26 protein-coding genes and 2 tRNA genes are annotated in these 26,488 nt (G+C 73.9%); 9 read left to right on the top strand and 19 right to left on the bottom strand.

Going from position 1 to position 26,488, the window contains the following annotated elements; genetic code table 11:
* Positions 1-34 precede the first annotated feature (34 nt).
* The 8 genes from bsaP to EIO00_RS02490 form a co-directional block, all read right to left on the bottom strand.
* Positions 35-220: a biotin synthase auxiliary protein BsaP gene (bsaP, locus tag EIO00_RS02525; protein WP_140175251.1), complete on the bottom strand. Its 186-nt coding sequence runs from the start codon at positions 218-220 to the stop codon at positions 35-37.
* Positions 221-238: 18 nt separating this feature from the next.
* Positions 239-451, bottom strand: a complete 213-nt coding sequence (locus EIO00_RS02520) for a biotin/lipoyl-binding carrier protein (RefSeq protein WP_140175250.1) — start codon at positions 449-451, stop codon at positions 239-241.
* 58 nt (positions 452-509) lie between these two features.
* Complete coding sequence (locus tag EIO00_RS02515) at positions 510-1,847, bottom strand: acetyl-CoA carboxylase biotin carboxylase subunit (RefSeq protein ID WP_140175249.1); 1,338 nt, start codon at positions 1,845-1,847, stop codon at positions 510-512.
* 127 nt (positions 1,848-1,974) lie between these two features.
* Positions 1,975-3,294: an HD-GYP domain-containing protein gene (locus EIO00_RS02510; protein WP_140175248.1), complete on the bottom strand. Its 1,320-nt coding sequence runs from the start codon at positions 3,292-3,294 to the stop codon at positions 1,975-1,977.
* The gene (locus tag EIO00_RS02505) at positions 3,291-4,625 is read right to left on the bottom strand and encodes an HD-GYP domain-containing protein (protein ID WP_140175247.1); all 1,335 of its coding nucleotides are present in this window, start codon (positions 4,623-4,625) and stop codon (positions 3,291-3,293) included. Before EIO00_RS02505 ends, EIO00_RS02510 begins: the two co-directional genes overlap by 4 nt.
* Before the next feature lie 314 nt (positions 4,626-4,939).
* Positions 4,940-5,851: an NAD-dependent epimerase/dehydratase family protein gene (locus EIO00_RS02500; RefSeq protein ID WP_140175246.1), complete on the bottom strand. Its 912-nt coding sequence runs from the start codon at positions 5,849-5,851 to the stop codon at positions 4,940-4,942.
* A 46-nt stretch (positions 5,852-5,897) separates the two neighbouring features.
* Positions 5,898-6,215: a mycothiol system anti-sigma-R factor gene (gene rsrA / locus EIO00_RS02495; RefSeq protein ID WP_140175245.1), complete on the bottom strand. Its 318-nt coding sequence runs from the start codon at positions 6,213-6,215 to the stop codon at positions 5,898-5,900.
* A 67-nt stretch (positions 6,216-6,282) separates the two neighbouring features.
* Positions 6,283-6,885, bottom strand: a complete 603-nt coding sequence (locus tag EIO00_RS02490; RefSeq protein WP_206664013.1) for a sigma-70 family RNA polymerase sigma factor — start codon at positions 6,883-6,885, stop codon at positions 6,283-6,285.
* 332 nt (positions 6,886-7,217) lie between these two features.
* On the opposite strand from EIO00_RS02490, the gene EIO00_RS02485 reads away from it, so the two are divergent.
* Positions 7,218-8,072, top strand: a complete 855-nt coding sequence (locus EIO00_RS02485; RefSeq protein ID WP_140175243.1) for a class I SAM-dependent methyltransferase — start codon at positions 7,218-7,220, stop codon at positions 8,070-8,072.
* 19 nt (positions 8,073-8,091) lie between these two features.
* Here EIO00_RS02485 and EIO00_RS02480 read toward each other — a convergent pair whose 3' ends face one another.
* The gene (locus EIO00_RS02480; protein WP_140175242.1) at positions 8,092-8,859 is read right to left on the bottom strand and encodes an SOS response-associated peptidase; all 768 of its coding nucleotides are present in this window, start codon (positions 8,857-8,859) and stop codon (positions 8,092-8,094) included.
* A gap of 127 nt (positions 8,860-8,986) precedes the next feature.
* Between EIO00_RS02480 and EIO00_RS02475 the strand changes: the two genes are divergently transcribed.
* The 5 genes from EIO00_RS02475 (at position 8,987) to EIO00_RS02455 (ending at position 15,300) form a co-directional block, all read left to right on the top strand.
* Entirely contained in the window at positions 8,987-9,589 is a 603-nt protein-coding gene (locus EIO00_RS02475) for a DoxX family membrane protein (RefSeq protein WP_140175241.1), read from the top strand.
* Positions 9,590-9,756: 167 nt separating this feature from the next.
* Complete coding sequence (gene aroA, locus EIO00_RS02470; protein ID WP_140175240.1) at positions 9,757-11,034, top strand: 3-phosphoshikimate 1-carboxyvinyltransferase; 1,278 nt, start codon at positions 9,757-9,759, stop codon at positions 11,032-11,034.
* Positions 11,031-12,026, top strand: coding sequence for a ribosome small subunit-dependent GTPase A (gene rsgA / locus EIO00_RS02465; RefSeq protein WP_422100020.1), 996 nt, complete (start codon positions 11,031-11,033; stop codon positions 12,024-12,026). The genes aroA and rsgA overlap by 4 nt, the downstream gene beginning before the upstream one ends.
* A 181-nt stretch (positions 12,027-12,207) precedes the next feature.
* Complete coding sequence (locus EIO00_RS02460) at positions 12,208-13,791, top strand: serine/threonine-protein kinase (protein WP_140175239.1); 1,584 nt, start codon at positions 12,208-12,210, stop codon at positions 13,789-13,791.
* Between the two features lie 18 nt (positions 13,792-13,809).
* Complete coding sequence (locus EIO00_RS02455; protein WP_140175238.1) at positions 13,810-15,300, top strand: FAD-binding oxidoreductase; 1,491 nt, start codon at positions 13,810-13,812, stop codon at positions 15,298-15,300.
* On the opposite strand, the gene EIO00_RS02450 is transcribed toward EIO00_RS02455, so the two are convergent.
* Positions 15,275-16,168: a phenylalanine 4-monooxygenase gene (locus EIO00_RS02450; RefSeq protein WP_140175237.1), complete on the bottom strand. Its 894-nt coding sequence runs from the start codon at positions 16,166-16,168 to the stop codon at positions 15,275-15,277. The genes EIO00_RS02455 and EIO00_RS02450 overlap by 26 nt on opposite strands.
* Positions 16,169-16,920: 752 nt before the next feature.
* On the opposite strand from EIO00_RS02450, the gene hisN reads away from it, so the two are divergent.
* From hisN to lhgO, 3 genes are all read left to right on the top strand, one after another.
* Positions 16,921-17,703 carry a histidinol-phosphatase gene (gene hisN / locus EIO00_RS02445; RefSeq protein WP_140175236.1) on the top strand — a complete coding sequence of 261 codons (783 nt, stop codon included), beginning with the start codon at positions 16,921-16,923 and terminating at the stop codon, positions 17,701-17,703.
* A 109-nt stretch (positions 17,704-17,812) separates the two neighbouring features.
* Positions 17,813-18,010: a hypothetical protein gene (locus tag EIO00_RS02440; protein ID WP_140175235.1), complete on the top strand. Its 198-nt coding sequence runs from the start codon at positions 17,813-17,815 to the stop codon at positions 18,008-18,010.
* Positions 18,011-18,030: 20 nt separating this feature from the next.
* A complete protein-coding gene (lhgO, locus tag EIO00_RS02435; protein WP_422100019.1) occupies positions 18,031-19,206 on the top strand; it encodes an L-2-hydroxyglutarate oxidase in 1,176 nt (391 codons plus the stop codon).
* A gap of 12 nt (positions 19,207-19,218) precedes the next feature.
* Here lhgO and EIO00_RS02430 read toward each other — a convergent pair whose 3' ends face one another.
* The 9 genes from EIO00_RS02430 to EIO00_RS02390 all read right to left on the bottom strand — a co-directional run bounded on the left by EIO00_RS02430 (position 19,219) and on the right by EIO00_RS02390 (position 26,488).
* Positions 19,219-19,815, bottom strand: a complete 597-nt coding sequence (locus EIO00_RS02430; RefSeq protein ID WP_140175234.1) for a TetR/AcrR family transcriptional regulator — start codon at positions 19,813-19,815, stop codon at positions 19,219-19,221.
* A complete protein-coding gene (locus tag EIO00_RS02425) occupies positions 19,815-20,618 on the bottom strand; it encodes an SDR family oxidoreductase (RefSeq protein ID WP_140175233.1) in 804 nt (267 codons plus the stop codon). The genes EIO00_RS02430 and EIO00_RS02425 overlap by 1 nt, the downstream gene beginning before the upstream one ends.
* Positions 20,619-20,694: 76 nt before the next feature.
* Positions 20,695-22,044: a cytochrome P450 gene (locus EIO00_RS02420; RefSeq protein WP_140175232.1), complete on the bottom strand. Its 1,350-nt coding sequence runs from the start codon at positions 22,042-22,044 to the stop codon at positions 20,695-20,697.
* Positions 22,045-22,135: 91 nt separating this feature from the next.
* On the bottom strand, positions 22,136-23,806 hold the full coding sequence (locus EIO00_RS02415; RefSeq protein ID WP_140175231.1) for an AMP-binding protein: 1,671 nt from the start codon (positions 23,804-23,806) through the stop codon (positions 22,136-22,138).
* 119 nt (positions 23,807-23,925) lie between these two features.
* On the bottom strand, positions 23,926-24,285 hold the full coding sequence (locus EIO00_RS02410; protein WP_140175230.1) for a DUF3054 domain-containing protein: 360 nt from the start codon (positions 24,283-24,285) through the stop codon (positions 23,926-23,928).
* Between the two features lie 127 nt (positions 24,286-24,412).
* Positions 24,413-24,489 (bottom strand) — tRNA-Met (locus EIO00_RS02405).
* 183 nt (positions 24,490-24,672) lie between these two features.
* Positions 24,673-24,746 (bottom strand) — tRNA-Met (locus EIO00_RS02400).
* 58 nt (positions 24,747-24,804) lie between these two features.
* Positions 24,805-25,857, bottom strand: a complete 1,053-nt coding sequence (locus EIO00_RS02395) for a YlbL family protein (RefSeq protein WP_140175229.1) — start codon at positions 25,855-25,857, stop codon at positions 24,805-24,807.
* Between the two features lie 208 nt (positions 25,858-26,065).
* Positions 26,066-26,488 (bottom strand): molybdenum cofactor biosynthesis protein MoaE, encoded by a 423-nt coding sequence (locus tag EIO00_RS02390; RefSeq protein WP_140175228.1) that lies wholly within the window; start codon positions 26,486-26,488, stop codon positions 26,066-26,068.

Genomic DNA, 26,488 nt, shown 5'->3' with positions numbered 1-26,488 from the left:
CCCCTCAGGGGGCCGCGGACGCCGGGCGAACGGGTCAGGCGGAGGTGAGAGCGCCGTGCTCGACGCAGCGGGCGGTCCAGCCCATCGGCGTCACCTGCACGACCATGCGCCGCGCGCACCGGACGCAATAGCGCGGCGGCTCCAGCGCGCGCGCCCGGCGGCACGCCTCGTGCCCGCCGTCGGCCGACGGCTTCCCGCACCGGTCACAGTAGGTCTCCACGGCCCGGCCCCTTCACGGCTACTCGATGACGGCGATCAGGTCGCCTTCCTGGACGACGTCGCCCTCGGCCACCTTGAGCGCGGTGACCGTGCCGTCGGCGTCGGCCACCACGGGGATCTCCATCTTCATCGACTCCAGGACGACCAGCTCGTCGCCCTCGGCCACCTGATCGCCCTCGGAGACGACCACCTTCCACACGTTAGCGACCATCTCCGCGCGCACTTCCGCCACCTGGGCTCCTTTCCGTCACGTCACGAGGTCATGTCCGCGGTCCGGCCGGCCGGGCCGCTCAGCGGCGGCGCATCCGGTCCACCAGTCCGGTGTCGTAGGTTCCGGCGACGAACTCCTCATCGCCGAGCAGTTCGGTGAAGAACGGCAGGTTGGTCTTCAGGCCCTCGATCCGGAACGCCGCCACCGCCTGCCCGGCGCGGCGCAGCGCGGCCGGCCGGTCGGTGCCGTGCACGCACAGCTTGGCCAGCAGCGGGTCGTAGAAGGGGGTCACCGTGTTGCCCTCGGCGTATCCGGCGTCGATCCGCACGCCCTCGCCGACCGGCTCCTCCCAGATCTTGATCTCCCCCGGGTTGGGCAGGAAGCGCTGCGGGTCCTCGGCGTACACCCGGAACTCGACCGCGTGCCCGCGCGGCTCGGTGGAGGTGAACGAGGGCGGCTCCCCGGCCGCGATCAGCAGCTGCTGCTCGACCAGGTCGATCCCGGTGACCAGCTCGGTGATCGGATGCTCGACCTGCAGCCGGGTGTTCATCTCCAGGAACACGAAGTCCTGCGCGGCCGAGTCGAGCAAGAACTCCACCGTCCCGGCGCCGCGGTAGCCGACCGCCTCCCCGGCGCGGACCGCGGCGGCCAGCATCCGGGCGCGCAGCTCGGGCGACACGCCCGGCGAGGGGGTCTCCTCGACGATCTTCTGGTGCCGGCGCTGCACCGAGCAGTCGCGCTCGCCCAGGGCCAGGACGGTGCCGTCGGCCAGCCCGAGGATCTGCACCTCGACGTGCCGGGCCCGCTCGACGTACCGCTCCAGCAGGATGTCGGGGTTGCCGAAGAAGCGCTCGGCGCGGGTGCGGGCGGTCTGGTACATCTTCACCAGCTCGGCCTCGTCGCGGGCGGCGCCCATTCCGATGCCGCCTCCCCCGCCGGCGGCCTTGACCATCACCGGGTAGCCGATCCGCTCCGCCTCGGCGACGGCGGTGGCGACGTCCGGCACCGGCTCCCACACCCCCGCGGACACCGGCACGCCCGCCTCGATCATCAGGTTGCGGGCGTTGATCTTGTCGCCCATCCGCGCGATGGCCAGCGGCGGCGGGCCGATCCACGCCAGCCCCTGCGCGATCACCCGCTCGGCGAACTCGGCGTTCTCCGCCAGGAACCCATAGCCGGGGTGGATCGCCTGCGCGTTGGTGCGGCGGGCGGCCTCCAGCACCCGGTCGATGTCCAGGTAGCTCTGGGCGGGCTGCGGCGGGCCGAGGAGCACGGCCTCGTCGGCCTCGGCCACGAACGGCAGGTCGGCGTCGGCCTCGGAGTACACGGCGATCGCCTTGAGCCCCATCGCACGGACGGTGCGGATGACCCGGCTGGCGATCTCGCCGCGGTTGGCCACCAGGACGGACTCGAACACCGCTCCCCCTCTCGCATCCGACCCCGGTGACGATAGCCGGGAGGCCGTCCCGCGGCCGGTCGCGACGGCGACAAATCTGAGCGGGGGTGCTTTGGACGGTGCGGCGCTTTCCGCCCTCGCCGGAGGGTCAGCGGGGACGCCGCTCGACCACCCGGGCCAGCGCCTCCACCACGGTCGGGTCGTATTCGACCGCGGAGTCCAGGCGGAGCCGCTCCAGCACCGCGGCGCTGCGGTCCCGGTCGGTGGACTCCCCGACCAGGTCGTCGTAGGCGTTGGCGACCTTGATGATGCGGCTGGCCAGCGGCGGCGGGGGAAGCGGGGCGGCCTCCCCTCCGTCGTCGCCGCCCGACGACCCGGCGGGCACGGCGGCGCGATAGGGGTCGGCCTGGCGGCGGACGATGTAGGCGACCCGGTCCAGCACGCCGGTCTCCTTGATCACCGCCGCGCCCAGCTCGGCGATGCGGCGCTGCTCGTTCGGGGAGGCCAGCACGGTCGCGCCGCCGGGGATCGGGTCGCCCAGCGACAGCTGCCCGATGTCGTGCATGAGGGCCGCGTACTCCAGCTCCAGCAGCTCCTCCTCCGACATCCCCAGCTCCAGGCCCATCGCCACGGCCAGCCGGGACACCCGGCGGGAGTGGCCGGCCTCCACGTACCCGCCGACCTCGGTGACCCGCGACAGGGCGCGGACGGTCTGCAGGTAGGTGGCGCGGATCCCGGCGTAGCGGCGGAACGCGAACTGGGTGACCAGGATCGGGGCGGTGAACACCAGCAGCGCGGCGTTGCCCATCACCGCGGTGGCCACCGCGATCAGCATGGCGGTCGCCGCGGTGGCCATGCACAGCGCCATCTTGGCGCGGATCTCGTCGCGCACCGCGATCCCGAACCGGGCGCGCACCGACTCGGCGCGGATCGCGGCGGCGATGCAGACCTCGGCGAAGCAGGAGGCCGCCACGACGACGACCATCAGGCACAGCGTGGGCGCCCAGTCCAACTCGAGCGCGGCCAGCGGCCGGAAGCACAGCGCCACGAGCGCGATGGTCAGCAGCCGGCGGGCCATCGCGTCCGGGCGGGGCGTCCGGCCCACCGCGACGTGCGGCAGCGAGCCCACGCACATCCCGGTGGCGGCGACCGCGACGACCTGCAACGCCGAATGCCCGGCGGGCTCGCCGGGGCCGATGGTGGTGAGCAGGGCGTAGCCGAGGGCCCCGGCGCTGGCGACCGGGGCGACCTCCCGGTTGCCCGGCATCACCATCCGGAACAGCTCGCCGAGCACCACCAGCAGGCCGAACAGCACCGCCACCTGCGGCTGCACCAGCCCCTGCACGGCCACGGCGGCCACCGACCCGGCCGCCAGCAGCCCGGTGCCGGCGACCATGACGACGCGGCCGGTGCCGGGCCGCGGTCGGAGGGACCAGCGGCGGGGACGGATCGATGCGGCGGCGCTCATGACTTCGCGATCTTGATCGGCGTGCTGGGGTCGTCGTGGTCCTGCCGGGTGGTCTCCACCACGTCGTCCTCCGGCGGCACCACCGGCTCCGGCGGCTCCCAGCCGTGCCGCTCCAGGGCCCGCAGGAACGCCTCCACCATCACCGGGTCGAAGTGCTCCCCGGCGCCCCGGCGCAGCTCCTCGATGGCCTCCTCCTTGCTGCGGGCGGCCCGGTAGGAGCGGGTGGAGGTCATCGAGTCGAACGCGTCGGCCACCGAGATCACCCGGGCGAACTCGGGGATCTCGTCCCCGGCCAGTCCCATCGGGTAGCCGCGGCCGTTCATCTTCTCGTGGTGGTGCATGATCCCGGCCAGCGCCTCGTCCAGGAACCCGATCTCACGGACGATCTCCAGCCCGCGCATCGGGTGCAGCTGGATCGCGGCGTACTCCTCCTCGGTCAGCGGGCCGTCCTTCTGCAGCACCTTGGTGGGCACGCCGAGCTTGCCGACGTCGTGCAGCATCCCGGCGTAGCGGATGGCCTCGACCCGGTCCGGGCGCATGCCGATCTCCTGGGCGATCATCACCGAGCCGCGGGAGACCCGTTCGCTGTGCCCGCGGGTGTAGTAGTCCTTGGTCTCCACCGCCTGGCACAGCGCCGCCAGCGTGGCGGCGTGCGCCTGCTGCTGGGCGTGCGTCTGGGCCAGCGCCCATCGGGCGACGAACAGCGGCAGCAGCACCAGCACCGCCGAGAACGGCCCGACCGCCCCCCACAGCCCGGCGATCAGCAGCCCGAACATGCCGTAGCCCAGGCAGCCCACCGCCAGCTCGCCGCTCTCGTGCAGCAGCTCCTGACCGGTGGCCTGCCGGCTGAGCAGCAGGATCCCGGCCGTCAGCAGCAGGTTGACGGTGACGAAGGTGACCAGGGCGCCCAGGAACGGCCCGATCACGTGCTCCACCCACCGCTCATGGCCGGGCGGATACCGGTCGCCGCCGAGCGCCGCGAACACCATCCCGGCCGCGTATCCGCTCAGCGCGAACTGGGCGCCGTTGAACAGCCGCTTGACCGGCGCGAAGAACCGCTGCCCGGTGATGACCGCACTGGCCCCGACCAGGGCCGCGCCGCCCGCCCCCAGCCACACCACCGAGGCCAGGCCGGCGGCGTAGCCGAGCGAGACGCGGGCGCGCTCGACGTTCAGCTTGGCCGGCGCCGAGTCGCAGATCAAAAACAGCGCCGCCAGCACGGCCAGCGCCTGCAGGTCCAGGTCCGCCAGCGGCGCGGTGCCGATGGCGACCGCGGCCAGCGCCACCACCACGCTCACATAAGCCCAGGCAGCGGGAGGTAGTCCCCGCATTGCCGCCCCCCTCGGGAGTCGACGACCGGGCGGGCGGCCCACACCTCGGCCGGTGGCCCGTGCCGGACGCCGAGCGGGACCTCCCCCGCGAAGGCGGGACCGGGCGCTCTCGCCCCGCGGCGTCCCTGCGGCCTCGCCGCGACGCCCGCCCCGTGCGTTCCGACGTGTCCGGCCCCCGCCGCCTCTGCCGGCCGGGAGGCGCCCGCCGCCAACGCGGTCAAGCGTAGACGGGAGCGACCCGCGTCACAGGGACAACGGCCAAATCGTGAGCAAGGCGTGAGCCATTCGTCACCACAGGCGATCCCGCCCCGCGGTCACCGGCCGCGCGCCCACTCCACCGTCGCCTTCAGCCCCTCGCGCAGCGGAGTGCGCGGACGCCAGCCCAGCACCTGCGCGGTGAGGGCGGGATCGACCGCCATGGCCCGCAGGTCGCCGAGCCGGGCCGGGGCGGTCTCGGGCCGGTCCGGGGCGCCCACCGCCTCGGCGACCAGGGCGTGCAGCTCCCGGTCGGTGGTCTGCACCCCGGTGCCCACGTTCAATCGGCGCCCGCCCCCGCGCTCCCCGCAGGCCAGGGCGAACGCCTCCGCCACGTCGAGCACGTAGACGTAGTCGCGGGTGTTGCCGCCGTCGCCGTACACCCTGGTGGGGGTGCCGCGCAGCAGGCCGTCGACGAAGATCGACACCACTCCGGCCTCCCCTTCGGGGGCCTGGCGGGGGCCGTAGACGTTGGCCAGCACCAGGGTGGTGAAGTCCAGCCCGTGCAGGGCCCGGTAGGTCTGCAGGTACACCTCGCCGGCCAGCTTGGAGGCGGCGTAGGGCGAGGCGGGACGCGGCTCGGCGTCCGGCGGGACCGGCAGCGCGTCCGGCGTCCCGTAGACGGCGCAGCTGGAGGCGAAGACCACTTTGCGGGCCCCGGCGGCGTGGGCCGCCTCCAGCGCGTTCACCGTCCCCAGCACGTTGATCCGCGCGTCGTGGCGCGGGTCGGCCACGCTGGAGCGCACGCTGACCTGAGCGGCCAGATGGCAGACCACTTCGGGGCGGCGGCGGGCGGCCAGCTCGACCAGCGCCGGGTCGCACACGTCCAGCCGGTGGAAGTCGGTGTCGGCCGGGACGTTGCGTCCCGAGGACAGGTCGTCGACGCCGATCACCTCATGGCCGTCGGCCAGCAGCCGATCGACCAGGTGAGATCCGATGAAGCCGGCCGCGCCGGTGACGAGAACGAGCACTCGAGCACGATAGCGCCCCCGGGCGGGCCTCCCGGGCGCGGGCCGCTCAGGCGGACTCGGTGTCCGTCACGGCGTCCACCGCCTCGGCGGGCGCCTGCGGTCCGCCCGCCTCCGCGCACAGCCGCTCGATGCGGTCCAGCACCTTGGCGCGCAGGTCCCCGGGCACCGGCTCGCACCCGCAGGACTTGCTCACCAGCTTCTTGACCGCCTCCTCCAGGCCGTACTCGCGCAGGCAGGGGCCGCATTCGTCGAGGTGCTTGCGGATCTGGGCGCAGCCGTGCTCGTCCAGCTCCCCGTCCAGGTAGGTGTAGACCTGGGCGAGCACCTCGGTGCAGGGCGTCTCATGGGGTCTTCCGCAGCTCATCGCTCACTCACCTCGTCATGCCGAAGGCTCGCCGCACTGCGCGCGCCCCGGCACGCCCGTGCCCTGCTCACGGTCCCTCCCCGGCGCGGGTCAGACCGCGTTCGCGGGCGTAGTCCTCCAGCATCGCTCGGAGCTGCCGCCGTCCGCGGTGCAGCCGGGACATGACGGTGCCGATCGGGGTGCCCATGATGTCCGCGATCTCCTTGTAGGCGAACCCCTCCACGTCGGCGAGGTAGACCGCGATGCGGAACTCCTCGGGCAGCTCCTGCAGCGCCGCCTTGACGTCGGAGTCCGGCAGGTGCTCCAGGGCCTCGGCCTCGGCCGACTTCAGCCCGGTGGAGGTGTGCGACTCGGCCCTGGCCAGCTGCCAGTCCTCGATCTCCTCGGCCGCCGACTGCTGCGGCTGGCGCTGCCGCTTGCGGTAGTTGTTGATGAAGGTGTTCGTCAGGATGCGGTACAGCCAGGCCTTGAGATTGGTGCCTTCCTTGAACTGGTGGAAGGACGCGAACGCCTTGGCGAAGGTCTCCTGGACGAGGTCCTCCGCATCGGCGGGGTTGCGGGTCATCCGCAACGCCGCCGAGTAAAGCTGGTCCAAGAACGGGAGCACATCGCGCTGGAAACGCTCCCGGCGCTGCTCCACGGTCTCCGTAGTGCCCGGGACCTGACCCACCCCCTCGATGCCGGCGACACGATCGCCACCGTAGGTCTTCGAAGATATAGGGCGGGACCGGTGCGGCACGACAGCGCCCCCCGGCGGGTCGGCAACGGTCGTGAGCGTCGACGCCATCGATGTCCAATCTTCCCGGGTGAAGCGGCCGGACCGCCGGCCGGCGGTGCGCGGTCGCAGCTGCCTACAGGCGTGTGCAACGCGTCGCCCTGCCGTAGGATTCCCCGACCTCCCGTCTCGCCGGGACGACGCCCGGACTTCGACCCGACTGTCCGTTTCCTCACAGTCTCGCCTCGGGGTGAGGCCGAGCATCCGGGAGGGAACAAGTCACGTACATGGCGAGAACAGGAGCAACCGTGCCGCCGCCGGCCACGCCCCCCGAACGCTCGATCAGCAGCCTGCGCGACGATCCGGGCCCGAGCGAGGACCTGGGGCCGTATTGGACCTTCTACCGCGCCGTGGCGGCGGCCCAGCTGCGGCGCTGGCTGCCCGAACGGAGGGCCCGGGTGCTGGACGTCTCCGGCGGGCGGACGCCGACCGCCGCCCGGGCCGCTGCGGCCGGCCACACCGTGATCGAGGTGCTGCCGGCGGCTCCCGGGCCCGACAGGGCCGGGCCGAGGGCCGCGGCTCCGGGCCGGCCGCGGAGCGCGGGCCGCGGTCCCGGCCCGCGCCCCGGCGCGGTGCACCGGGTGATCGGAGACCCCTCCTCGCTGGAGTTCCTGGCCGACGCCTGCGTGGACGCGGTGATCGCCGAGGACCGGGTGCTGTCGCGGCACCTGGCCGCCGAGGCCACCGTGGCGGAGCTGGCCCGGGTGCTGCGGCCGGGCGGGCGGATGCTGCTGAGCGTGGACTCGCTGATGCTCGGGATGGCGATCCTGGCCGAGCAGAACCATTGGGCGCACCTGTCGGACGTGCCGCGCGCCGAGGTGGTGCTGGTGCCCTGGCCCGACGGCACGATCACCCGGTGCTTCTGGTCCGAGCAGCTGCGCGAGCTGCTCACCGAGGCCGGGTTCGAGGTGGAGTGGATCCGGCCGCGCACCGTGCTGTCGCCGTCCACGGTGGAGCACGTGCTGACCGCCGACGAGCGCGCGCTCGGCCGCCTGGTGCGCACCGAGCTGGCCGCCTCGGTCGACGACGAATCGGTGGGCGTCCACCTGGTGGCCAGCGCCGTCCGCGCCCCCTGCCGGTGACCCCCGCCGCGGCGGCCCGTCAGAACAGGGTGCCGGTCTCGGGCCGGTCGCCGGACATGTGCCCGTCCGTGACCGGACGTATGAGGTCCGGGCCGTTGTTCCGCACGTTGTTGACGGCCCTGGAGACCGGATAGGCCTCCATGGTCCCGTTCATCGCGGGCGTCAGCAGCGCCCTGACCTCCTCGACGGCGGTCAGCCCCGGATCCAGCCAGGCGTCCCAGTGCTCGGGCCGCACCACCATCGGCATCCGGTCGTGGATCCGCCCCACGTCGTCGGCGGCCTGGGTGGTGATCACGGTGCAGGTCCACAGCCACTCGCCGTCGGGGTCGTCGGGGGAGCGCCACAGCTCGTACAGCCCGGCCATCGCCATCACCGCGCCGTCCCGCGGCCGGATGAAGAACGGCTGCTTGACGGGCCTGCGTCCCTCCGCCGCCTGAGGCGTGTACCACTCATAGAAGCCGTCGGCCGGCAGCAGGCAGCGCCGTTTGGCGAACGCCCGGCGGAACGAGGGCTTCTCGTGCACCGTCTCGGCCCGGGCGTTGATCAGCCGATTGCCGATCTTGACGTCCTTGGCCCAGGACGGCACCAGCCCCCACCGCAGCGCCCGCAGCTGCCGGACGGCCTCCTCCGCGGACTCCTCGGTCGGCCTGGCGAGCACCGCGGGGACCTGCTTGGTCGGCGCGATGTTGTAGTCGGGCCGGACGGCGTCCCCGGCGGCGTCCAGCCGCACCTGGAACTGTTCGATCAGCTCTTGCCGCGCCCACGTCGAGGCGTATCTCCCGCACATGCGCCCATCGTGCCCCTCAGCGGTGACACATCCCCCCTCCGCTCTCCCCTCCGCGGGACGTTCGACGAATCGGCCGTGTGCGAGGAACGCGTGAAATAAACGCGCACGGCGCGGGCATAGAGCCGGCATGCGACCCATCACAGCGATGGCCCGACCGTTGGTGGCCGCTTCCTTCGTCGTGTCCGGGATGGAGAGGCTGCGCGATCCTCGGTCGCGCGCCGAGGAGCTGGCCCCCTCCCTCAAGCCGATCGCCGACCGGGTGGACTGGCTCGCCGGCAAGGACCCCGAGATGCTGGTGCGGGTGCAGGGGGCGATCGGCGTGGGCGCCGGGACGATGCTGGCGCTGGGCAAGTTCCCCCGGCTGTCGGCGCTGCTGCTGGCGGCCTCGCTGCTGCCGACCGTGCTGGCCGAGCACCAGTACTGGACCGAGGACGACCCCGAACGCCGGGAGACGGAACGGTCGCTGCTGCTGCTCAAGGGCGGGCTGGCGGCCGCGTTGCTGATGTTCGCCACCGAGCCGCGCCGCCACCGCCGTCTGGCGGCGCTGCGGCGGCAGGTGCACGACGCCCGCACCAGGGCCGCCGTGGAGACCCGCGCGATGCGCCGGCAGGCGCAGGCCGAGATGCGTCAGGCCCGCCGGGAGGCGGCCCGCCAGGTGCGCCGGGCGCGTCGCGAGGCGCGCCGCCTGGCCAAGTCCTCGGGCAGGGCGCCGGTCACGGTCAAGCGCTGACCGGGGCCGGCCGGAAGCCTGATCGGGACCGGGGCCGCACGGGCGGAGCGGCGGCGGCCGGGGACGCCGGCCCCGCCGGCGCCCGGGCGGCCCTCGGCGGGAGGAGGGGCCGTTCGGCGGCGAGCGCCGCGGACCGGCCGCGGAGCGCCGCTCGCTAACCTAGCGGCATGTCCTCCTCCAACTGGGCCGCGCCGGTGGCCGCCGGGCCGGTCGACGCCACCGTGGAACTGCCCGGGTCCAAGTCGATGACCAACCGGGCGCTGATCCTGGCGGCGCTGGCCGAAGAGCCGGTGCGCATCGTGCGCCCGCTGCGCAGCCGCGACACCCTGCTGATGGCGCAGGCGCTGCGCGCGCTGGGCGTGCCGGTCGCCGACGACGGCGGGGACTGGCTGGTCGCCCCCGGCGGGCGCGGGCCGTTGGACGGCCCGGTCCAGGTGGACGTGGGGCTGGCCGGAACGGTGATGCGGTTCCTGCCGCCGGTGGCGGCGCTGACGGACGGCACGGTGACGATCGACGGCGATTCCCGGGCCCGGGAGCGGCCGATGCGGCCGATCATCGAGGCGCTGCGGACCCTCGGGGCGGAGATCGACGACGGCGGACGCGGCGCGCTGCCGTTCACCGTGCACGGCCGGGGAGGGCTGGCGGGCGGCGCGGTCGCCCTCGACGCCTCCGGCTCCTCCCAGCTGGTGTCGGGGCTGCTGCTGGCCGCCCCCCGGTACGCCAAGGGCGTGGAGGCCCGGCACGAGGGCCCGCCCGTCCCCTCCGCACCGCATCTGGAGATGACGGTGCAGATGCTGCGGGAGGCGGGCGCGACCGTGGAGACCGGCGAGAACGTGTGGCGGGTGGCGCCCGGCGCGCTGCGCGGCGGGGAACGGGTGATCGAGCCGGACCTGTCGAACGCGGCCCAGTTCCTGGGGGCGGCGCTGGTGACCGGCGGGCGGGTGACCGTGCCCGGATGGCCCGCCGAGACCACCCAGCCGGGCGACGCGCTGCGCGAGCTGCTGGCCGCGATGGGCGGCCGGGTGTCGCTGGGCCCGGAGGGGCTGACCGTGCGGGGCTCCGGCGAGGTGGAGGGCCTGGACGCCGATCTGCACGACGTGGGCGAGCTGACCCCTGTGATCGCGGCGCTGGCGGCGCTGGCGCGGACCCCCTCCCGGCTGCGGGGGATCGCGCATCTGCGCGGGCACGAGACCGACCGGCTGGCCGCCCTGGCCCGGGAGATCAACGCGCTGGGCGGGGACGTCCGCCAGCTGCCGGACGGGCTGGAGATCCGGCCGCGGCCGCTGCACGGCGGGTTGTGGCGCACCTATGAGGACCACCGGATGGTGATGGCCGGCGCGGTGCTGGGCCTGGTGGTCGAGGGGGTGCGGATAGAGAACGTGGGCACGGTGGGCAAGACGCTCCCCGACTTCACCGAACGCTGGAGCCGCATGCTGGGGGTTTGACGCTGGCACGACGACTGAGGGACTTCGACGAGGACGACGTCCGGGTGCGCCCGAGCCGCCGCGGCTCGCGCCCGCGCACCCGCCGTCGGCCCGCGCACGAGAACGCGGTGACCGGCTTCGTGACGGCGGTCGACCGGGGCCGCTACCGGTGCCTGGTCGACGATCGGACGGTCACCGCGATGCGGGCCCGCGAGCTGGGCCGCAAGGGCGTCGTGGTGGGCGACCGGGTGGCGCTGGTCGGCGACGTGTCCGGTGACCCCGACACGCTGGCCCGGATCGTGCGGGTGCACCCTCGCTCCTCGGTGCTGCGCCGCACCGCCGACGACACCGATCCGTTGGAGCGGGTCATCGTCGCCAACGCCGACCAGCTGGTGATCGTGACGGCGCTGGCCGACCCGCCGCCCCGGCCCCGGATGATCGACCGCTGCCTGGTGGCGGCGCACGACGCCGGGCTGCGGCCGCTGCTGTGCCTGACCAAGGCGGACCTGGCGCCCCCCGACGCGCTGCTGGCGATCTACGAGCGGCTGGGCGTGCCGTACGTGGTGACCCGGCACGCCACCGAGCTGGAGGAGCTGCGCGGGCATCTGGCCGACCGGGTCAGCGTGCTGGTCGGGCACTCCGGCGTCGGCAAGTCCACCCTGGTGAACGCGTTGGTGCCGGGGGCGCGGCGGGCGGTCAGCGAGGTCAGCGCGGCGACCGGCCGAGGCCGGCACACCTCGTCGTCGGCGATCGCGTTCCGGCTGCCGGACGACGGCTGGATCATCGACACCCCGGGGGTGCGGAGCTTCGGCCTGGCCCACGTCCGGCCGGAGGACGTCGTCGCCGCCTTCCCCGAGCTGGCGGAGGGCGTGGAACGCTGCCCGCGCGGCTGCGACCACCTGGGGCCCGACTGCGCCCTGGACGCCTGGGCGGCCGAGGGGCGCGCCGATCCGCGCCGGCTGGACTCCATGCGCCGGCTCCTGGCCAACCGCGCGGACACCGACGCCGACTGACCCCGCCGGCGCGGTCCGCGCCCACATCGCCGGCCCGCCGCGCCGCGAGGCGCCTTCCGGCGGGGGATCGGGGGCCGAGGCGAAGCGGATCCGGGCCGGGCCCGGCCCGCGGCCGGAGCCGGCCTCGCGTCCGGACGCTCGGGCGCGGCCCGCGGGGCGCCCGCTCGGTAAGGTCACGTTCATGAGCCGGGTGATCGCGGGTCAGTACGAGCTGCTCGAGCGGATCGGACAGGGCGGGATGGGCGCCGTCTGGCGGGCCCGGGACATGCGGCTGGACCGCGAGGTGGCGGTCAAGGAGGTCGTGCTGCCGCAGGGGCTGGAGGAGGCCGAGCGCGCCCGGCTGCACGCGCGGGTGGAGCGGGAGGCCAAGGCGGCGGCGCGGCTGGACCATCCGGGGATCGTCACCGTGCACACCGTCGTGGAGGAGGACGGCCGGCCCTGGATCGTGATGCGGCTGGTGCGGGGACGCTCCCTGGAGAAGGTGCTGCGCGAGGAGGGTCCGCTGCCGCCGCACCGGGCCGCGGCGATCGGCGGGCAGCTGGCGAGGGCGCTGCGGGCGGCGCATGCGGCCGGGGTGGTGCACCGCGACGTCAAACCCGCGAACGTGCTGCTGGAAGAGGACCGGGCGGTGCTCACCGACTTCGGGATCGCGGTGGTGGCCGGCGAGGAGACGCTGACCCGCACCGGCGGGCTGATCGGCTCCCCCGCCTACCTGTCGCCGGAGCAGGCCCGCGGCCTGCGGGTCGGGCCGCCGACGGACCTGTGGTCGCTGGGGGCCACCCTGTACGCGGCGGTGGAGGGCCGTCCGCCGTTCCGGCGCCCCGACGTGTGGTCGCTGATCGGCGCGATCGGCTCCGACGCGCCGCACGACCCGCCGGTGCACGCCGGACCGCTGCGGCCCGTGCTGGAGGGGCTGCTGCGCAAGGACCCGGAGCACCGGATGACGGCCGAGGAGGCCGAACGGCTGCTCGAGGCGATCGCCCGTCAGGAGCCGGTGACGCCGCCCGCGGCGTGGACGCCGCCCGGGACGGGCGGCGGGGACGTCGGCGTCGGCGCGCCCGCTCACCCGCCCGGCCCCCCTCACGTCGTCGTGCCCGGCCCCACCGTGCCGGTGCAGACCGGAGCGTCCGCACCCGCCCCGGTCCCGCGGCACCGGTCGTCGGCGCTCCTGTGGACCCGCCTGGCGGCGGCGGTGGCGATCATCGTCGCGGTGGCCTCGGCGGCCGTGTTCGTCGCGGTCGCCCTCACCGACGGCCCCGGCCCCGGCCCCTCCCCGACCCCCGAGCCGTCCCCCACCGCCACGGCCGACGCCCGGACGACCGCCGTCGTCCCGGCCGGCTACGTGCGCCACGACGGGGGGTCGTTCACCGCCCTGGTGCCCCGGGACTGGCGGCGGGAACAGGACGGGCGCGACTGGTCGTTCCTCGACATGACCGAGGGCCGCCGGCGGGGCATCTCGGTCATGCCGCTGGGCCACGGAGTCGGCACCGTCGCCCAGCATCTGAACGCGGCCGCCGAGGGTCTCAAGAACAAGTACCGGGACTACCGGCAGATCGCGTTCCGGGAGGGCATCGACTATCTGGGCGAGCGGGCCGCCGAAGTGGAGTTCACCTTCACCGAGAACGGCACCGCGGGTCACGCGCGGGTCCGGGTGTTCCGGTTCAACGGCGAGTTCTACATGATCACGATGATCGCGTTCCAGTCGGTGTGGGCGGAGAGCGTCCCGCACTTCGAGACGTTCCTGAACTCGTTCCAAGCCTCCTGACCGGGGATCGCCGCCGACATGAGACGACGCGGGTTCCTCGCCGCCGGGGTCGCGGCCCTGGTCACGGGCTGCGTCGGCGACACGCCTCCCGGGACCGCCCCGACGCCGGCTCCGACCGCCCCGCCCGCCGCCACCGGCCCCGCGGACTGGCGGGCGCTGGAGAGAGGGCTGGCCGGACGGCTGATCAGGCCCGGCGACGAGGCCTATGAGGAGGCCCGCAGGCTCTACATCCCGCGTTTCGACCGGATCCGCCCGGCGGGCATCGCCTACTGCGCCGGGCCGGAGGACGTGCGGGAGTGCATCGCGTTCGCCCGCAGACGGCGGCTGCCGCTCGCGGTGCGGTGCGGCGGGCACGGTTATGCGGGCTGGTCCACCGGGACCGGGCTGGTCATCGACGTCTCGGCGATGGACGACGTGCGCACCGAGGACGGACGCGCCGTGGTCGGCGCCGGGCTCAGGCTCATCGACCTGCAGGAGCGGCTCGCCGAGGACGGCGCGGCGGTGCCGACCGGGACGTGCCCGACGGTGGGGATCGCCGGGCTGGCGCTGGGCGGCGGGCTGGGGGTGACGGCCCGCCGGTACGGGCTGACCTGCGACGCGTTGGAGGCCGTCCAGGTGGTGACCGCCGACGGCCGGATCCTGGAGTGCGACGCGCGACGCGAACCCGACCTGTTCTGGGCGTGCCGGGGCGGCGGCGGAGGCAACTTCGGCGTCGCGACCTCGTTCGTCTTCCGGACGTACCCGGCCGAGGAGGTGTTCACGTGCACGCTGGGATGGCCGTGGCGGCACGCCGCCCGGGTGATCGCCGCCTGGCAGTCGTGGGCGCCGAACGCCCCCGACGAGCTGTGGTCGAGCCTGCGGCTCGCCACCGAGCCGTCCGCCGCGGAGCCGACCCTGGAGTTGACGGGGGTGTCGTTCGACGACCCCGGCCCGCAGCTGGAGCGGCTGGCCGCCGCGGTGCGCGCCGACCCGTCCCGGCGGGTCGTCCGCCGCAGGCCCTACCTGACGGCCATGCGGGAGATGGGCGGATGCTCGGGTGAGGACTGCCGCCGGAGGGGCACCCTCCCGGGGACCCGTCCGGACGGGCGGTATCCGCGCACCGAGTACACCGCCAAGTCGCATGTGGCGCTCCGGCCGCTGCCCGTCCCGGCGATCGAGACGCTGGTCGGCGCGTTCACCGAGGGCAACCGGGTGACGGGCCGCAGCGTGCTGCTGGACGCGCTCGGCGGCGCAGTCGGGCGGGTGCGTCCGGAGGACACCGCCTTCCCGCACCGCCGAGGGCTGTTCACCGTTCAGTACATCGCCGACACCGGTGATCGGCGATGGCTGCGTCGGCTGCACGCCGCGATGGAGCCGCACGTCGGCGGCGCCGCGTACGTCAACTACGCCGATCCCGAGCTGCGGGACTGGCGGCGCGCGTACTACGGCGCCAACTATGCACGGCTGGCCGGGGTCAAACGCGCCTACGACCCCGAGCGGCTGTTCAGCTTCCCACAGTCGATCGGGTGAGCCGGGCGATGGACTCGTCGTCGCAGGCGTCCCAGAACGTGCCGACCACGTCCTCCAGGTGGTCCATGGACTCGGCCCGGAACAGCACCACCTGGTACTGGGTGATGTCGTACTCGGTGGTGCCCATGGCGGCCAGATCCAGCGGCCGGATGTCCATCTTGCGGAACTCCTCGATCTCCCCGTAGGAGGAGAGGATCCCCGCTCCGTAGGCCCTCAGCTCGTCCCCCTCGGTCATCACCCCGAACTCCAGGGTGAACCAGAAGACCTTGGAGACGAACTCCAGCGCCTCCTCGCTCTCCACCCGGCGCGCCGCGCGCCCCGCCGCCCGGTACAGCTCGGCGAGCCGGTCCGAGGCCAGGGTGTTGGCGTGCCCGATGACCTCGTGGATCACGTCCGGCTCGGGGGTGTAGAAGGGGACGGTGTGGTGGCGGATGTACTGGGTGGAGTGGAAGTAGGAGTCGGCCAGCGACCCGTAGAACTCCCGCAGCGGGACCAGCCCGGCGGCCGGAAGATAGCGGAACCCGGTCAGCGCCTCCAGGCGTTCGGAGACCTCCTGCAGCTGCGGGACCCGGTCCTCCGGCAGCGCCAGCCGTTCCTTGGCGTCCAGGAACTCCCGGATCGCGTACCGGCGGTGCTTGGCCGCCAGCTCTCGGCTGACCAGGCGCCAGACCTCGTGCTCCTCGGGGGTGTACTCGACCACCGGGACGGGGTCGCCGCGCCGGTGGTTCAGGGCCAGACGGGCGATCTCGTTACGCCTCTTGCGATAGATGGGGTCCGCGAAGCCAGGGTGGCTTTTGGCCAGTTCCACGGTGACCTCACCGTGCTCGTCCTGGCTGACGGGCGCGAAGTACTGCGCTTCCTCCATCATCGTCGCCTCCTCGTCGAAGCGGATGGATGCTTCCGAGAAGACCAGGTCGGGCCCGGTATGGCAAGAGCACCGCAATCCTGACGCCGGGCCGTTACCCGCGGATCCCCACCGACGGGGCGCCGACGGCCCGCGCGGCAGGACCGTCGCGCGCTCCTCGGCCTCCTTCAGCGCCCGCGCACGGCCCGGGGCCGGCTCCTCTGCGCGCATCGCGTCATCTCGGCGCTGACCTGGCTGAACGCGGCCTTCTCGGCCACCCGCCCGACCCGCCCGCGCAGCCGGGCGGCCGACGCCCGGCCTCCGGCGCGGCGCGCCGGAGGCAGACGGCGTCGATGCGCTCGACCCGTTCCCGGCCGAAGGCGGCGATCTCCTCCCGCGCCTCGCCCACCCGGGCCTTGAGGCGTTCTCTCCCCCGCTCATGCGGCGTCGCCGGTCGGACGGGCCGTTCGACTCGCCGAGCAGCCCCCTGCGGCCGCCGGGACGCGTCGACGGCGTGCTCGGCCGGCGGCGTCAGCCGGTCGGCCGGCTCGTCCGGGGTCCGGGCGCGGCGAGGGCCGGTCGGCTCCGCCGCCCGGTCGGGAGGCCGGCCGGGAAACCGGACGGGAACGTCTGCGGCATGCGCCCCCTGCCGCCGGCCCGGCCCGGGGCGCCGGGGCCGCTCGCGACCGCCGGGTCCGGGTGCGGAAAGGTCAGTGTACGGTCACGCGCGCGGTAAGTATGCCGGTGCGCGGCGTGATCGCGGTAGCGTGGCGGCCGTGGCGGGCTACAGCGATGACCTGCGTCTGGCCCATGTGCTGGCGGACGCGGCGGATGACATCACGACCAAGCGGTTCCGTGCGCTCGATCTGCGCATCGACACCAAACCGGACCTGACGCCGGTCAGCGACGCCGACCGGTCGGTCGAGGAGCAGGTGCGCGGCATCCTCAAACGGGCCAGGCCGCGCGATGCGGTGGTGGGCGAGGAGTACGGCAGCACCGGGCACGGGGCGCGCCGCTGGGTGATCGATCCCATCGACGGCACCAAGAACTTCGTGCGCGGCGTCCCGGTGTGGGCGACGCTCATCGCGTTGATGGAGGACGAGGAGGTGGTGGTCGGGCTGGTGTCGGCCCCCGCGCTGAACCGGCGCTGGTGGGCGGCGCGCGGCGGCGGCGCGTGGAGCGGCCGGAGCCTGTCGCAGGCCGCCCGGCTGCAGGTGTCGTCGGTGGCCACGCTGTCGGACGCCTCGCTGTCGTTCTCCAGCCTCAGCGGCTGGGAGGAGCGGGGGCGGCTGGAGAACTTCCTGGACCTGACCCGGGCGGTGTGGCGGACCCGGGCGTTCGGGGACTTCTGGTCGCACATGATGGTGGCCGAGGGCACGGTGGACGTCTCCGCCGAGCCGGAGGTGTCGCTGTGGGACCTGGCGGCGCTGCAGGTCATCGTCGAGGAGGCGGGCGGCCGGTTCACCAACCTGGCGGGGGCGCCGGGCCCGGACGGCGGCAGCGTGGTGTGCACCAACGGGCTGTTGCACGACGAGGTGCTGCGGATGCTCGGCGGCTAGGCGACCCGCGTTCCCGGACAAAATGCGACATATCGTGGTTCTGCGGTCGGCGGCGGAACCGCGGGCGGTGCGTGACCGTTGCCCAAGTACCGGGTCTCGGAGGTGTCAGATGGCAGGGAAGGCCGTGTACGTCGTCGGCGGGATCGCCGTGACGTTCCTCGTCCTGAAGTTCTTGGGCCCGCTGGTCGCGACGCTCATCGTGCTGGGGATCATCGCGCTGCCGGTGGGGGCGTACCTGATGCTGGACCCCTCCCAGCGCCGCCGGCTGCGCGGCCAGGCCCGCAAGCGCCTGGGAAGCGGCCGCTGACGGTGCGCTAACGTCACGCCGTGGTTTCGATCGGCGTGGTGGGCGGCGGGATCATCGGGCTGGCGACGGCGCGGCGGCTGGCGTCCCGCGGCGCGCGGGTGACCGTGCTGGAGAAGGAGGACCGGCTGGCCGCGCACCAGACCGGCCGCAACAGCGGCGTCGCCCACGCGGGGCTGTACTACGCGCCCGGGTCGCTCAAGGCGACCCTGTGCCGCCGCGGCGTCGAGCTGCTCAGGGAGTACTGCCTCGAACGCGGGCTGCCCTACATCGAGTGCGGCAAGGTCGTCGTGGCGCGGCACGCGGGCGAGGTGTCGCGGTTGCGGGAGATCCAACGGCGCGCCCTCGCCAACGGGGTTCCGGGGCTGCGCTGGCTGGACCCCGCCGGGCTCGGTGAGGTGGAGCCGCACGCGGCGGGGGTGGCGGCGCTGCACTCCCCCCGCACCGCGATCGTGGACTTCCCGGCCGTGGCGCGGGCGTTCGCCGACGATGTGACCGCGGCGGGCGGGACGGTGCTGCTCGGGTTCGAGGTGAGGCGGATCCGCCGGAGCGGCGGCCGGGTCGTGGTGAACGAGGAGCTGGCCTTCGACCGGCTGGTGGTGTGCGCCGGGCTGCATTCGGACCGGGTGGCGCGGCTGGCGGGCGACGATCCGGCCCCCGCGATCGTGCCGTTCCGCGGGGAGTACTACCGGCTGGTCCCGCAGCGCACGCACCTGGTGCGGGGGCTGATCTATCCGGTGCCCGACCCGCGCTACCCGTTCCTGGGCGTGCACTTCACCCGGCGGGTGGACGGCGGTGTGGACGTGGGGCCGAACGCCGTGCTCGCGCTGGCCCGCGAGGGCTACCGGCGGCGTGATCTGCGGCCGGCGGACGTGTGGGAGACGCTGCGGTGGCCGGGGTTCCGGAGGCTGGCGCGGCGGCACTGGAGGACCGGGGTGAAGGAGATGTACGGCTCGGCGGTCAAGGGGGCGTTCGCCGCCGAGGCGCGGTCGTTCGTCCCGGCCCTGCGGACCGCCGACCTGGTGCCCGCTCCGGCCGGGGTGCGGGCGCAGGCGGTGGACCCCGACGGGTCGCTGGTGGACGACTTCCGGATCGGCCAGCTGGGCCCGATCGTCACCGTCCGCAACGCCCCCTCCCCCGCCGCGACCTCGTCCCTGGCGATCGCCGAGCACATCGCCGACCGGGTCCTGGCGGACTGAGCCCGGCCCGCCTCACCGCGGCGGGGGCAGCAGCCGCAGCAGGCAGCGGCGGGCGAACGCGCGGGCGCTGTCGTCGTCCACCGCCAGCCCGCCGCCGGGCACCAGCAGCAGCGACAGCGCCACCCGCAGCAGCACCTCGCACACCCCGTCCAGGTCGGCGCCCGGCCGGTCGCGGCCCAGCCGTTCGGCCAGGATGTCGCGCGCGGCCAGCATCACCGCGCCGCCGTTCATGCTGAGCTGCGGCAGGAACGCCTCCGGCTCGCCGGTCGCCACCCGCGCCAGCAAGGGGTTGGACCGGGCCTGGCGCAGCCCGGCCACGAACCCCTCGACCAGCGCCTCCTCGGCGGACAGCCCTTCGGTGGCCGCGGCGATCCCCGACAGGAATCGCCGGCACTCCCGCAGGATGACCTCCTGCACGAGCTGTTCCTTGGTGCCGAAGCGCCGGTAGATGGTGGTGCGCGCGACCCGGGCCCGCCGGGCGACGTCCTCCATGCTCACCCGGCGCAGCCCGTGGGCCTCGAACTCCGCCAGCGCGGCGTCCAGGATCCGCTCCTGGAGGGCGTCGGGCGGGCGCTGATCGGCGTCCGGCCTGCTCAGCAGTCTCTCCATCAGCCGCGGATGCGCGCGTCGTAGCCCTTGCGGGCCTCGCGGTCGAAATCCAAAAAGAGGGTGTCCAGCCCGTACCGGCGGGCCATGAAGCGTTTCACGCCGTCGGGGATCAGCCCCATCATCCGGATCTGACCGGTGAGCATCCGCGGCACGATGATCTGCGGCCGCGGGCGGGCGATCATCTGCACCACCGCGGCGGCGACCTCCTCGGGCTCGCAGTTGCGCATGCCCCGAGGGCTGCGGGTCCCGGCGATCAGCTCGGTGTTGGTGAAGGAGGGCAGGACGGCGCCCACGTGCACGCCCCGGTCCCGCACCTCCAGCCGGGTCGCCTCGGTGAACGCCACGACCGCGGCCTTGCTGGCGTTGTAGAGCGCCAGACCCGGGGTGGGCAGCACCCCCGCCAGCGAGGCGATGTTGATGATCTGTCCGCGGGCGCGCGGCAGCATCCGTTCCAGCGCCAGCTTGGTGCCGGTCATCACGCCGTGCACGTTGACGTCCAGGCAGCGGCGGGCGTCGGCCTCCGATTCGGCGGTGACCGGGCCGATCGGCATGATCCCGGCGTTGTTGACCAGGACGTCGAGGCGGCCGAGCCGCTCCTCCGTCTCGGTGAGGAACGCCTCGAACGAGGCCCGGTCGGTGACGTCCAGCCGCATGGCGAGGGCGCCGAGCCGTTCTCCGGCCTCCTCGGCCGCGGCCTCGTCGATGTCGCCGATCGCGACCTCGGCGCCCTTGGCCGCGAGCGTCTTCGCGGTGGCCAGGCCGATCCCGCGCGCCGCTCCGGTGATGGCGATGACCTTGCTCATGCGCGTCCTCCGTTCGCCGGGCGCGCTCCGCGGCGCCGCCGCACCGCCCAGGAGACGCCGCAGTGCGCCGGCGCGGTCACGACAGCCTCTCCAGCCGCACGGGAAGCCCGTCGGCGGGCGAGGGCAGCGAGGTGGTGTCCAGCGGCCACTCGTAGTCGGCGGGGACGCTCCACCGGTGGTTCAGCAGGATCCGGTGGAAGATCGACTTGATCTGCAGCCCGGCGAAGTGCATGCCGATGCACTTGTGCGCTCCGCCGCCGAACGGGGCCCAGGCGTACTTGTGGACCTTGTCCTCGCGGCGGTGCTCGGCGAACCGCTCGGGGTCGAAGCGCTCGGGGTCCTTCCAGACCTCCGGCATCCGGTGGTTGGTCAGCAGCGGGACCACCACGAGCGTCCCCCGCGGGATGTGGTAGCCGAGGACGGAGGTGTCCTTGACGGCCAGGCGGGGCAGCGCCGGGACGGGGGCCACCAGCCGCTGGGCCTCCTTGATCACCAGATCCAGAGAGGTCAGCGCGTCCAGGTCGTCGAATCCGAGCACGCGCCCGCCGAGGGCGCGGGACTCCTCGCGCACCCGCTCCTGCCACTCGGGGTGCTTGGCCAGGTAGTAGGCCATCGTGGTCATGGTGATGGTGGACGTGTCGTGCGCCGCCATCAGCGCGAAGATCATGTGGTTGACCACGTCCTCGTCGGTGAAGCGGTGCCCGTCCTCGGTCTCGGCCTGGCACAGGGCGGCGAACAGATCGTCTCCGCCGTCGCGCCGCTTGGCCGGCAGGTGCCGGCGGAAGAACTCCTCCAGCGTCTTGCGGGCCCGCAGGCCCTTGTGCCAGCGCAGGCCCGGCACCGGGAAACGGATGAGGGCGGTGCCCGCCCGGACGGCGTCGATGAACGCCCCGTTGATCCGGTCGGCCTCGGAGCGGTCCAGCTCGACGCCCATGAACACGTCGACGGCCAGGTCCAGGGTGAGCTGCTTGATGTGGTCGTAGAACCTCCAGCCCGCCCCCGGCGTCCAGGCCTCGACGCCGCGTTCGATGCTCGGCCCCATCGCCTCCACGTAGGCGCGCAGCTTGGGCTTGGTGAACGCCTGCTGCATGATGCGCCGGTGGTGCAGGTGCTCCTCGAAGTCCAGCAGCATGATGCCGCGGGTGAAGAACGGGCCGATGAAGTACGTCCACGCGGGGCCGTTGGCGAACGCCTTGTCCTTGTTGACCAGGACGGTCTCGGCGGCCTCGGGGCCCTGTACGGTGACCATGCGGCGGCCCAGCAGCCATCCCCAGGAGACCGGCCCGAACCGCAGGTACCGGTTGCGGGCGATCCCGAACGGGTCGTGCATGGTCTGCAGGGTGTGACCGATCAGCGGGACACCCGGGTCGCCGAGAACCGGCTTGAGGTCGCTGCCCGGGGGTGGGGGGGCGAGCACGGTGGGCATGCGGTCCTCCCGCGAGGAACAGAAGAACGATTTCTGCAGCTTCGTTCTATCTCGCGGGCATACCGAAGTCCATAGGTAGGCAAGGAATTACTTACAAGGTGTCGGGGTTCCCTCGGCCCAGCACCCGGGCGCCCGCCATGCGGCCGGCCTGCAGCCGCTCCCACATGTGGCGGCGCCGGGGCTTGCCGCTGGAGGTCCGCTGGATCAGCCCGGATCCGACCACGATGGTCACCCGCACCTCGTCGCCCAGCCGCCGGCGCAGGAACTCGCGCACCCGCGGCTCCCACTCGGCCGACCCGGTCTCGGCGAACAGCGCGACCCCGGTGGAGCCCGCCCCCGGCACCCCGACCATCACGATCCGGCCCTTGCCCAGCCCGGTGATCTCGGCGACCCGGGCCTCCAGGTCCTCCACGTACACGCTGCGCCCGCGGACCTTGATGCTGTCGCCCATCCGGCCCAGCACGAACAGCTGCCCGTCGTGGAAGAAGCCGGCGTCGCCGGTGTAGACCCGCCCGTCGGCGAACCTGGTCGACCTGCCCTCCGCCCCGGCGTAGTAGCCCGGGCAGGCCGACGCCCCGCCGACCACGATCTCGCCCAGATGCCCGGGCGGCAGCTCGCGGCCCTCGTCGTCGACGATGACGACCGGCACCTCCGGCGCCGGCGTCCCGGTGCCGACCACCCAGCCGGACTTGGCGCCCAGCGAGTCCGGCCCGAGCGGGCGCCGCTCCAGGACGGTCACCGGCTCGCCGAACACCAGCGTCTGCGGGTCGGGCCGCACCGCCAGCGGATCGCGGTCGGCGGTGTCCGCGGTGACCAGCAGCGTGGTCTCGGCCATCCCGTAGGCGGGCTTGAACGAGTGCCGGGAGAACCCGTACGGCTCCACCAGCCGGGCGAAGACCTCCAGTGCATGGGGGTCGATCGGCTCGGCCCCCACGATCGCGGTCCGCCAGCCCGACAGGTCCACCCCCTCCAGCTGCTCGGGCTTGATCCGGCGCGCGGCGTAGGCGTACGCGAACGGCGGCGCGGCGGTGTGCGCGGCGTTCGCAAAGCACCGCACCCAGCGCGCCGGGTCGCGGATGAACTGGTCGGGCCGCATCAGCCACAGCGTCCCCTGCCGGGTGACGGGGGTGAGGAAGCAGCCGATCAGCCCCATGTCGTGGTACAGCGGCAGCCAGGAGGCGATCTCGTCGCCGTCCTGGTAGTCGGCGGTGCGGACGATCAGGTCGCGGTTGGCCTCCAGGTTGGCCCAGGTGACCATCACCCCCCGCGGCTCGCCGCTGGACCCGGAGGTGAACTGCAGCAGCGCCAGCTCACCGGCCGGCTGCAGATCGGCCTCGTGGTCGGCCTGCCGCGGCGTCCACGGCCGCCCGCCGATCCCGGCCGCCTCCAGCGCCCGGCCGATCGGCTCGGCCAGGTCCGCGGAGGCCACCGTCAGCGCCGGCCGGGCCTGCCGCAGGATGGCCGCCACGTGCGCCACGTACTCGTCGCCGTCCTGGAACAGCGGCGGTGTGATCAGGCACACCGTCGCACCCGCCGCCCACACCCCGAAGAACGTCTCGATGCAGGTGAAGTCGGTGGGCAGCACCACGCACACCACGTCGCCGGGCCGCACCCCGGCCTCGATCAGCGCCGCCGCGCTCCGCTTGGCGGCGGACGCCAGCGCCGGATAATCGCGGTACTCCCAGCCGCCGTCCTCGGCGGCCAGGTGGACACCCCGATCGGCCTGCGGCTTGTCCAGCCATTCGCGCAGCGCTGAGCTCATCCCGTCCCTTCCGGAAAATCCTCACCTGGGCGATTCGGGGCAACTTCACCAGCGGCGACGGCGCCCGTCAACCAAGCGGCGCCCCCGTGCCGGCCGTCTCCGCGTGCGCCCGCGGCGGATCAGGTCGCCGCGGGCCGCGCGGCCAGCCGCGCCACCAGCCGCCACCCCAGCAGCGCCAGCGCCAGGAACGAGGCCGCCACGATCACGAAGGCGGGCGCGGTCCCCTGTCCGGTCGCCGCCCGCAGCGCCATCCCGCCGGCCACGGTCGTCGCCCAGATCACGACGCCGGCCGGGAACAGCGCCCACGGCCTCCGCCGGGCCCGCCCGACCGCCCATCCGACCGCCAGCCCCGCCAGGAACGGCCACGCCGTCGAGGCGACGCCGGTCAGCGTCCCGGACTCCTCGTGGCTGGCCCGGCCGACCGCCACGAACACCACCACACCGACCACGTCCAGCAGTCCGGCGACCCATGCGCGCATGCCCTGAGGCTATCCCCGCCGGTGCGCGCCCCCGAGGAACGGGGGCCGGAAGGCGGTGCGGCGCGGACACGCGGCGGGACGGAGGCACACGAAGAGCCGGCCGCGGTCGCGGCCGGCTCTTCGGACGTGGTAGCGGGGGCAGGATTTGAACCTGCGACCTCTGGGTTATGAGCCCAGCGAGCTACCGAACTGCTCCACCCCGCGTCGACAGCACTTAACTTTATGGGGCCGGTGGCCCTTGTGCAAACCGACGGCGCCGGAGGGGCCTCCCGGCCGTCCGGCACCGGCGCGGCCCCTCCGGCCGGGTCCGGGCGCGGCGGGCCGGGGCGCACGGACCCGGCCCGAACAGCCGCGAGGGCCGGCCCGGCGGGCCGGCCCTCGGATCAGTAGCGGGGGCAGGATTTGAACCTGCGACCTCTGGGTTATGAGCCCAGCGAGCTGCCGAACTGCTCCACCCCGCGTCGAGTGCACATTCACTGTAGAGGCAGGCGGGGCCGGGCACAAATCGTTTTCGCGAACTCAGCCTCCCGGACAGGAGGGAACGTCGCCCTTGCCGCTGTTCAGGGCGTTCAGTGCGGAGATGGCGCCGCTCAGGCTCTCGACGCGGACCAGGCGCAGGCCCTTGGGGGCGGCGGCCACCGCGTCGATGCAGTTGTCGGCCGGGGTGAGGAAGACGGTGGCGCCGGCCCTCCGGGCGGCGACCATCTTCTGCTGGATGCCGCCGATCGGGCCGACCTTGCCGTCGGTGTCGATGGTGCCGGTGCCGGCCACGAACTTCCCGCCGGTCAGCGGCCCCGGGGTGAGCTTGTCCACGATGGCCAGGGAGAACATCAGCCCGGCGCTCGGCCCGCCGACGTCGCCCACGGTGATCGTCACCTTGAACGGGAACCGGTAGGACTCCCCCAGCACGACGCCGACCAGCGGACGGCTCCCGTCCGGAGCGGCGACGGTGGCGAGCGTGACGTCCTGCTCCTTGCCGTCGCGCAGCACCCGCAGCGTGACCCGGTCGCCCGGCCTGCGGGCGCTCATCTTCTCGGTGACGGCGGCCACCCCCGTCACCTCGGCCCCGTCCACCGCCACGATCTCGTCGCCGGGCCGCAGCAGGCCGTCGGCGGGCATCCCCTTCTGCACCGAGTCGACCAGCACCCGCACCCCCACCGTGATGTTCAGCTGGCGGAGCGCGGCCACGACGGCCTTCTCCTGGGAGTCGGCCATCTGCTGGGTGTTCTCCCGCTCGACGTCCTCCACCGTCTCGCCCTTGGGGAAGACCGTCTCCTCCGGGACGATCGCGGTGTCCTTGGCCAGCCAGCCGCGCAGCGCCGTCAGCAGGTCGATCCGGTTCCCAGGACCGCCCCGGTAGGCCACCGTCGTGAAGTTCAGGTGCCCCCCGTCCTCGTACACCTGCCGCCCCTCGATGCTGATCAGCGGCTTGCCGTCCTGGTTCTTGCTCAGGGTGTTGTACGTCGGCCCCGGCATCAGCGCCACATACGGCACCGGCAGCAGCACCCCGACGACGCACAACGCGAAGATCAGAAAGCTCGCGACGACCAACGTCGCTGCACGGCGAGACATAGCGCTCAGGCTATCCGGGCCCCGGCGCCCGGCATGCCCGCCCTGCCCCGCCGGCTCCCGACATGCACCGGCTCACCGGGCGCCGCGGGGGTCGACCGGCGCGCCCTCCCGTCCCGGAGAACGCCCCGGATCGCATCGGTCGCGCCGGACCGCGCCGGGCGCCGGCGAAGGCCCGCGCACGGGCGCGCGAGGCGCGCTCCCGCCGCGCTCAGCACGCGCCGACCCACTCGTCGGTGCCGTCGGCGAAGAGCTGGTGCTTCCAGATGGGGACCCGGGACTTGAGATCGTCGATCAGCCGGCGGCAGGCGGCGAACGCCTCGGCGCGGTGCGGACAGGACACCGCCACCACCACCGCCAGGTCGCCGACCGCCAGGTCGCCGACCCGGTGCACGGCGGCCATGGCGCGGACCGGGAAGTCGACCGCGATCTTCTCCATCACCGCGCGCAGCTCCCGTTCGGCCGTGGGATGCGCGCTGTAGGACAGACGGGTCACAGGGCGCTGGTGATCGTGGTCGCGGACCGTGCCGACGAACAGGGCGGTCCCGCCGGCGGCCGCGTCGCCGACGGCGTTGAACACCTCGTCCACGGACAGCGGGGTCTCCCGGATCCCGACCAGCCGGATGACGTCCAC

Source organism: Thermomonospora catenispora, assembly GCF_006363815.1.
Lineage (GTDB): Bacteria > Actinomycetota > Actinomycetes > Streptosporangiales > Streptosporangiaceae > Thermomonospora > Thermomonospora catenispora.
Note: the sequence above shows the minus strand (reverse complement) of the source record. Positions and strands in the feature narration are given on the sequence as shown.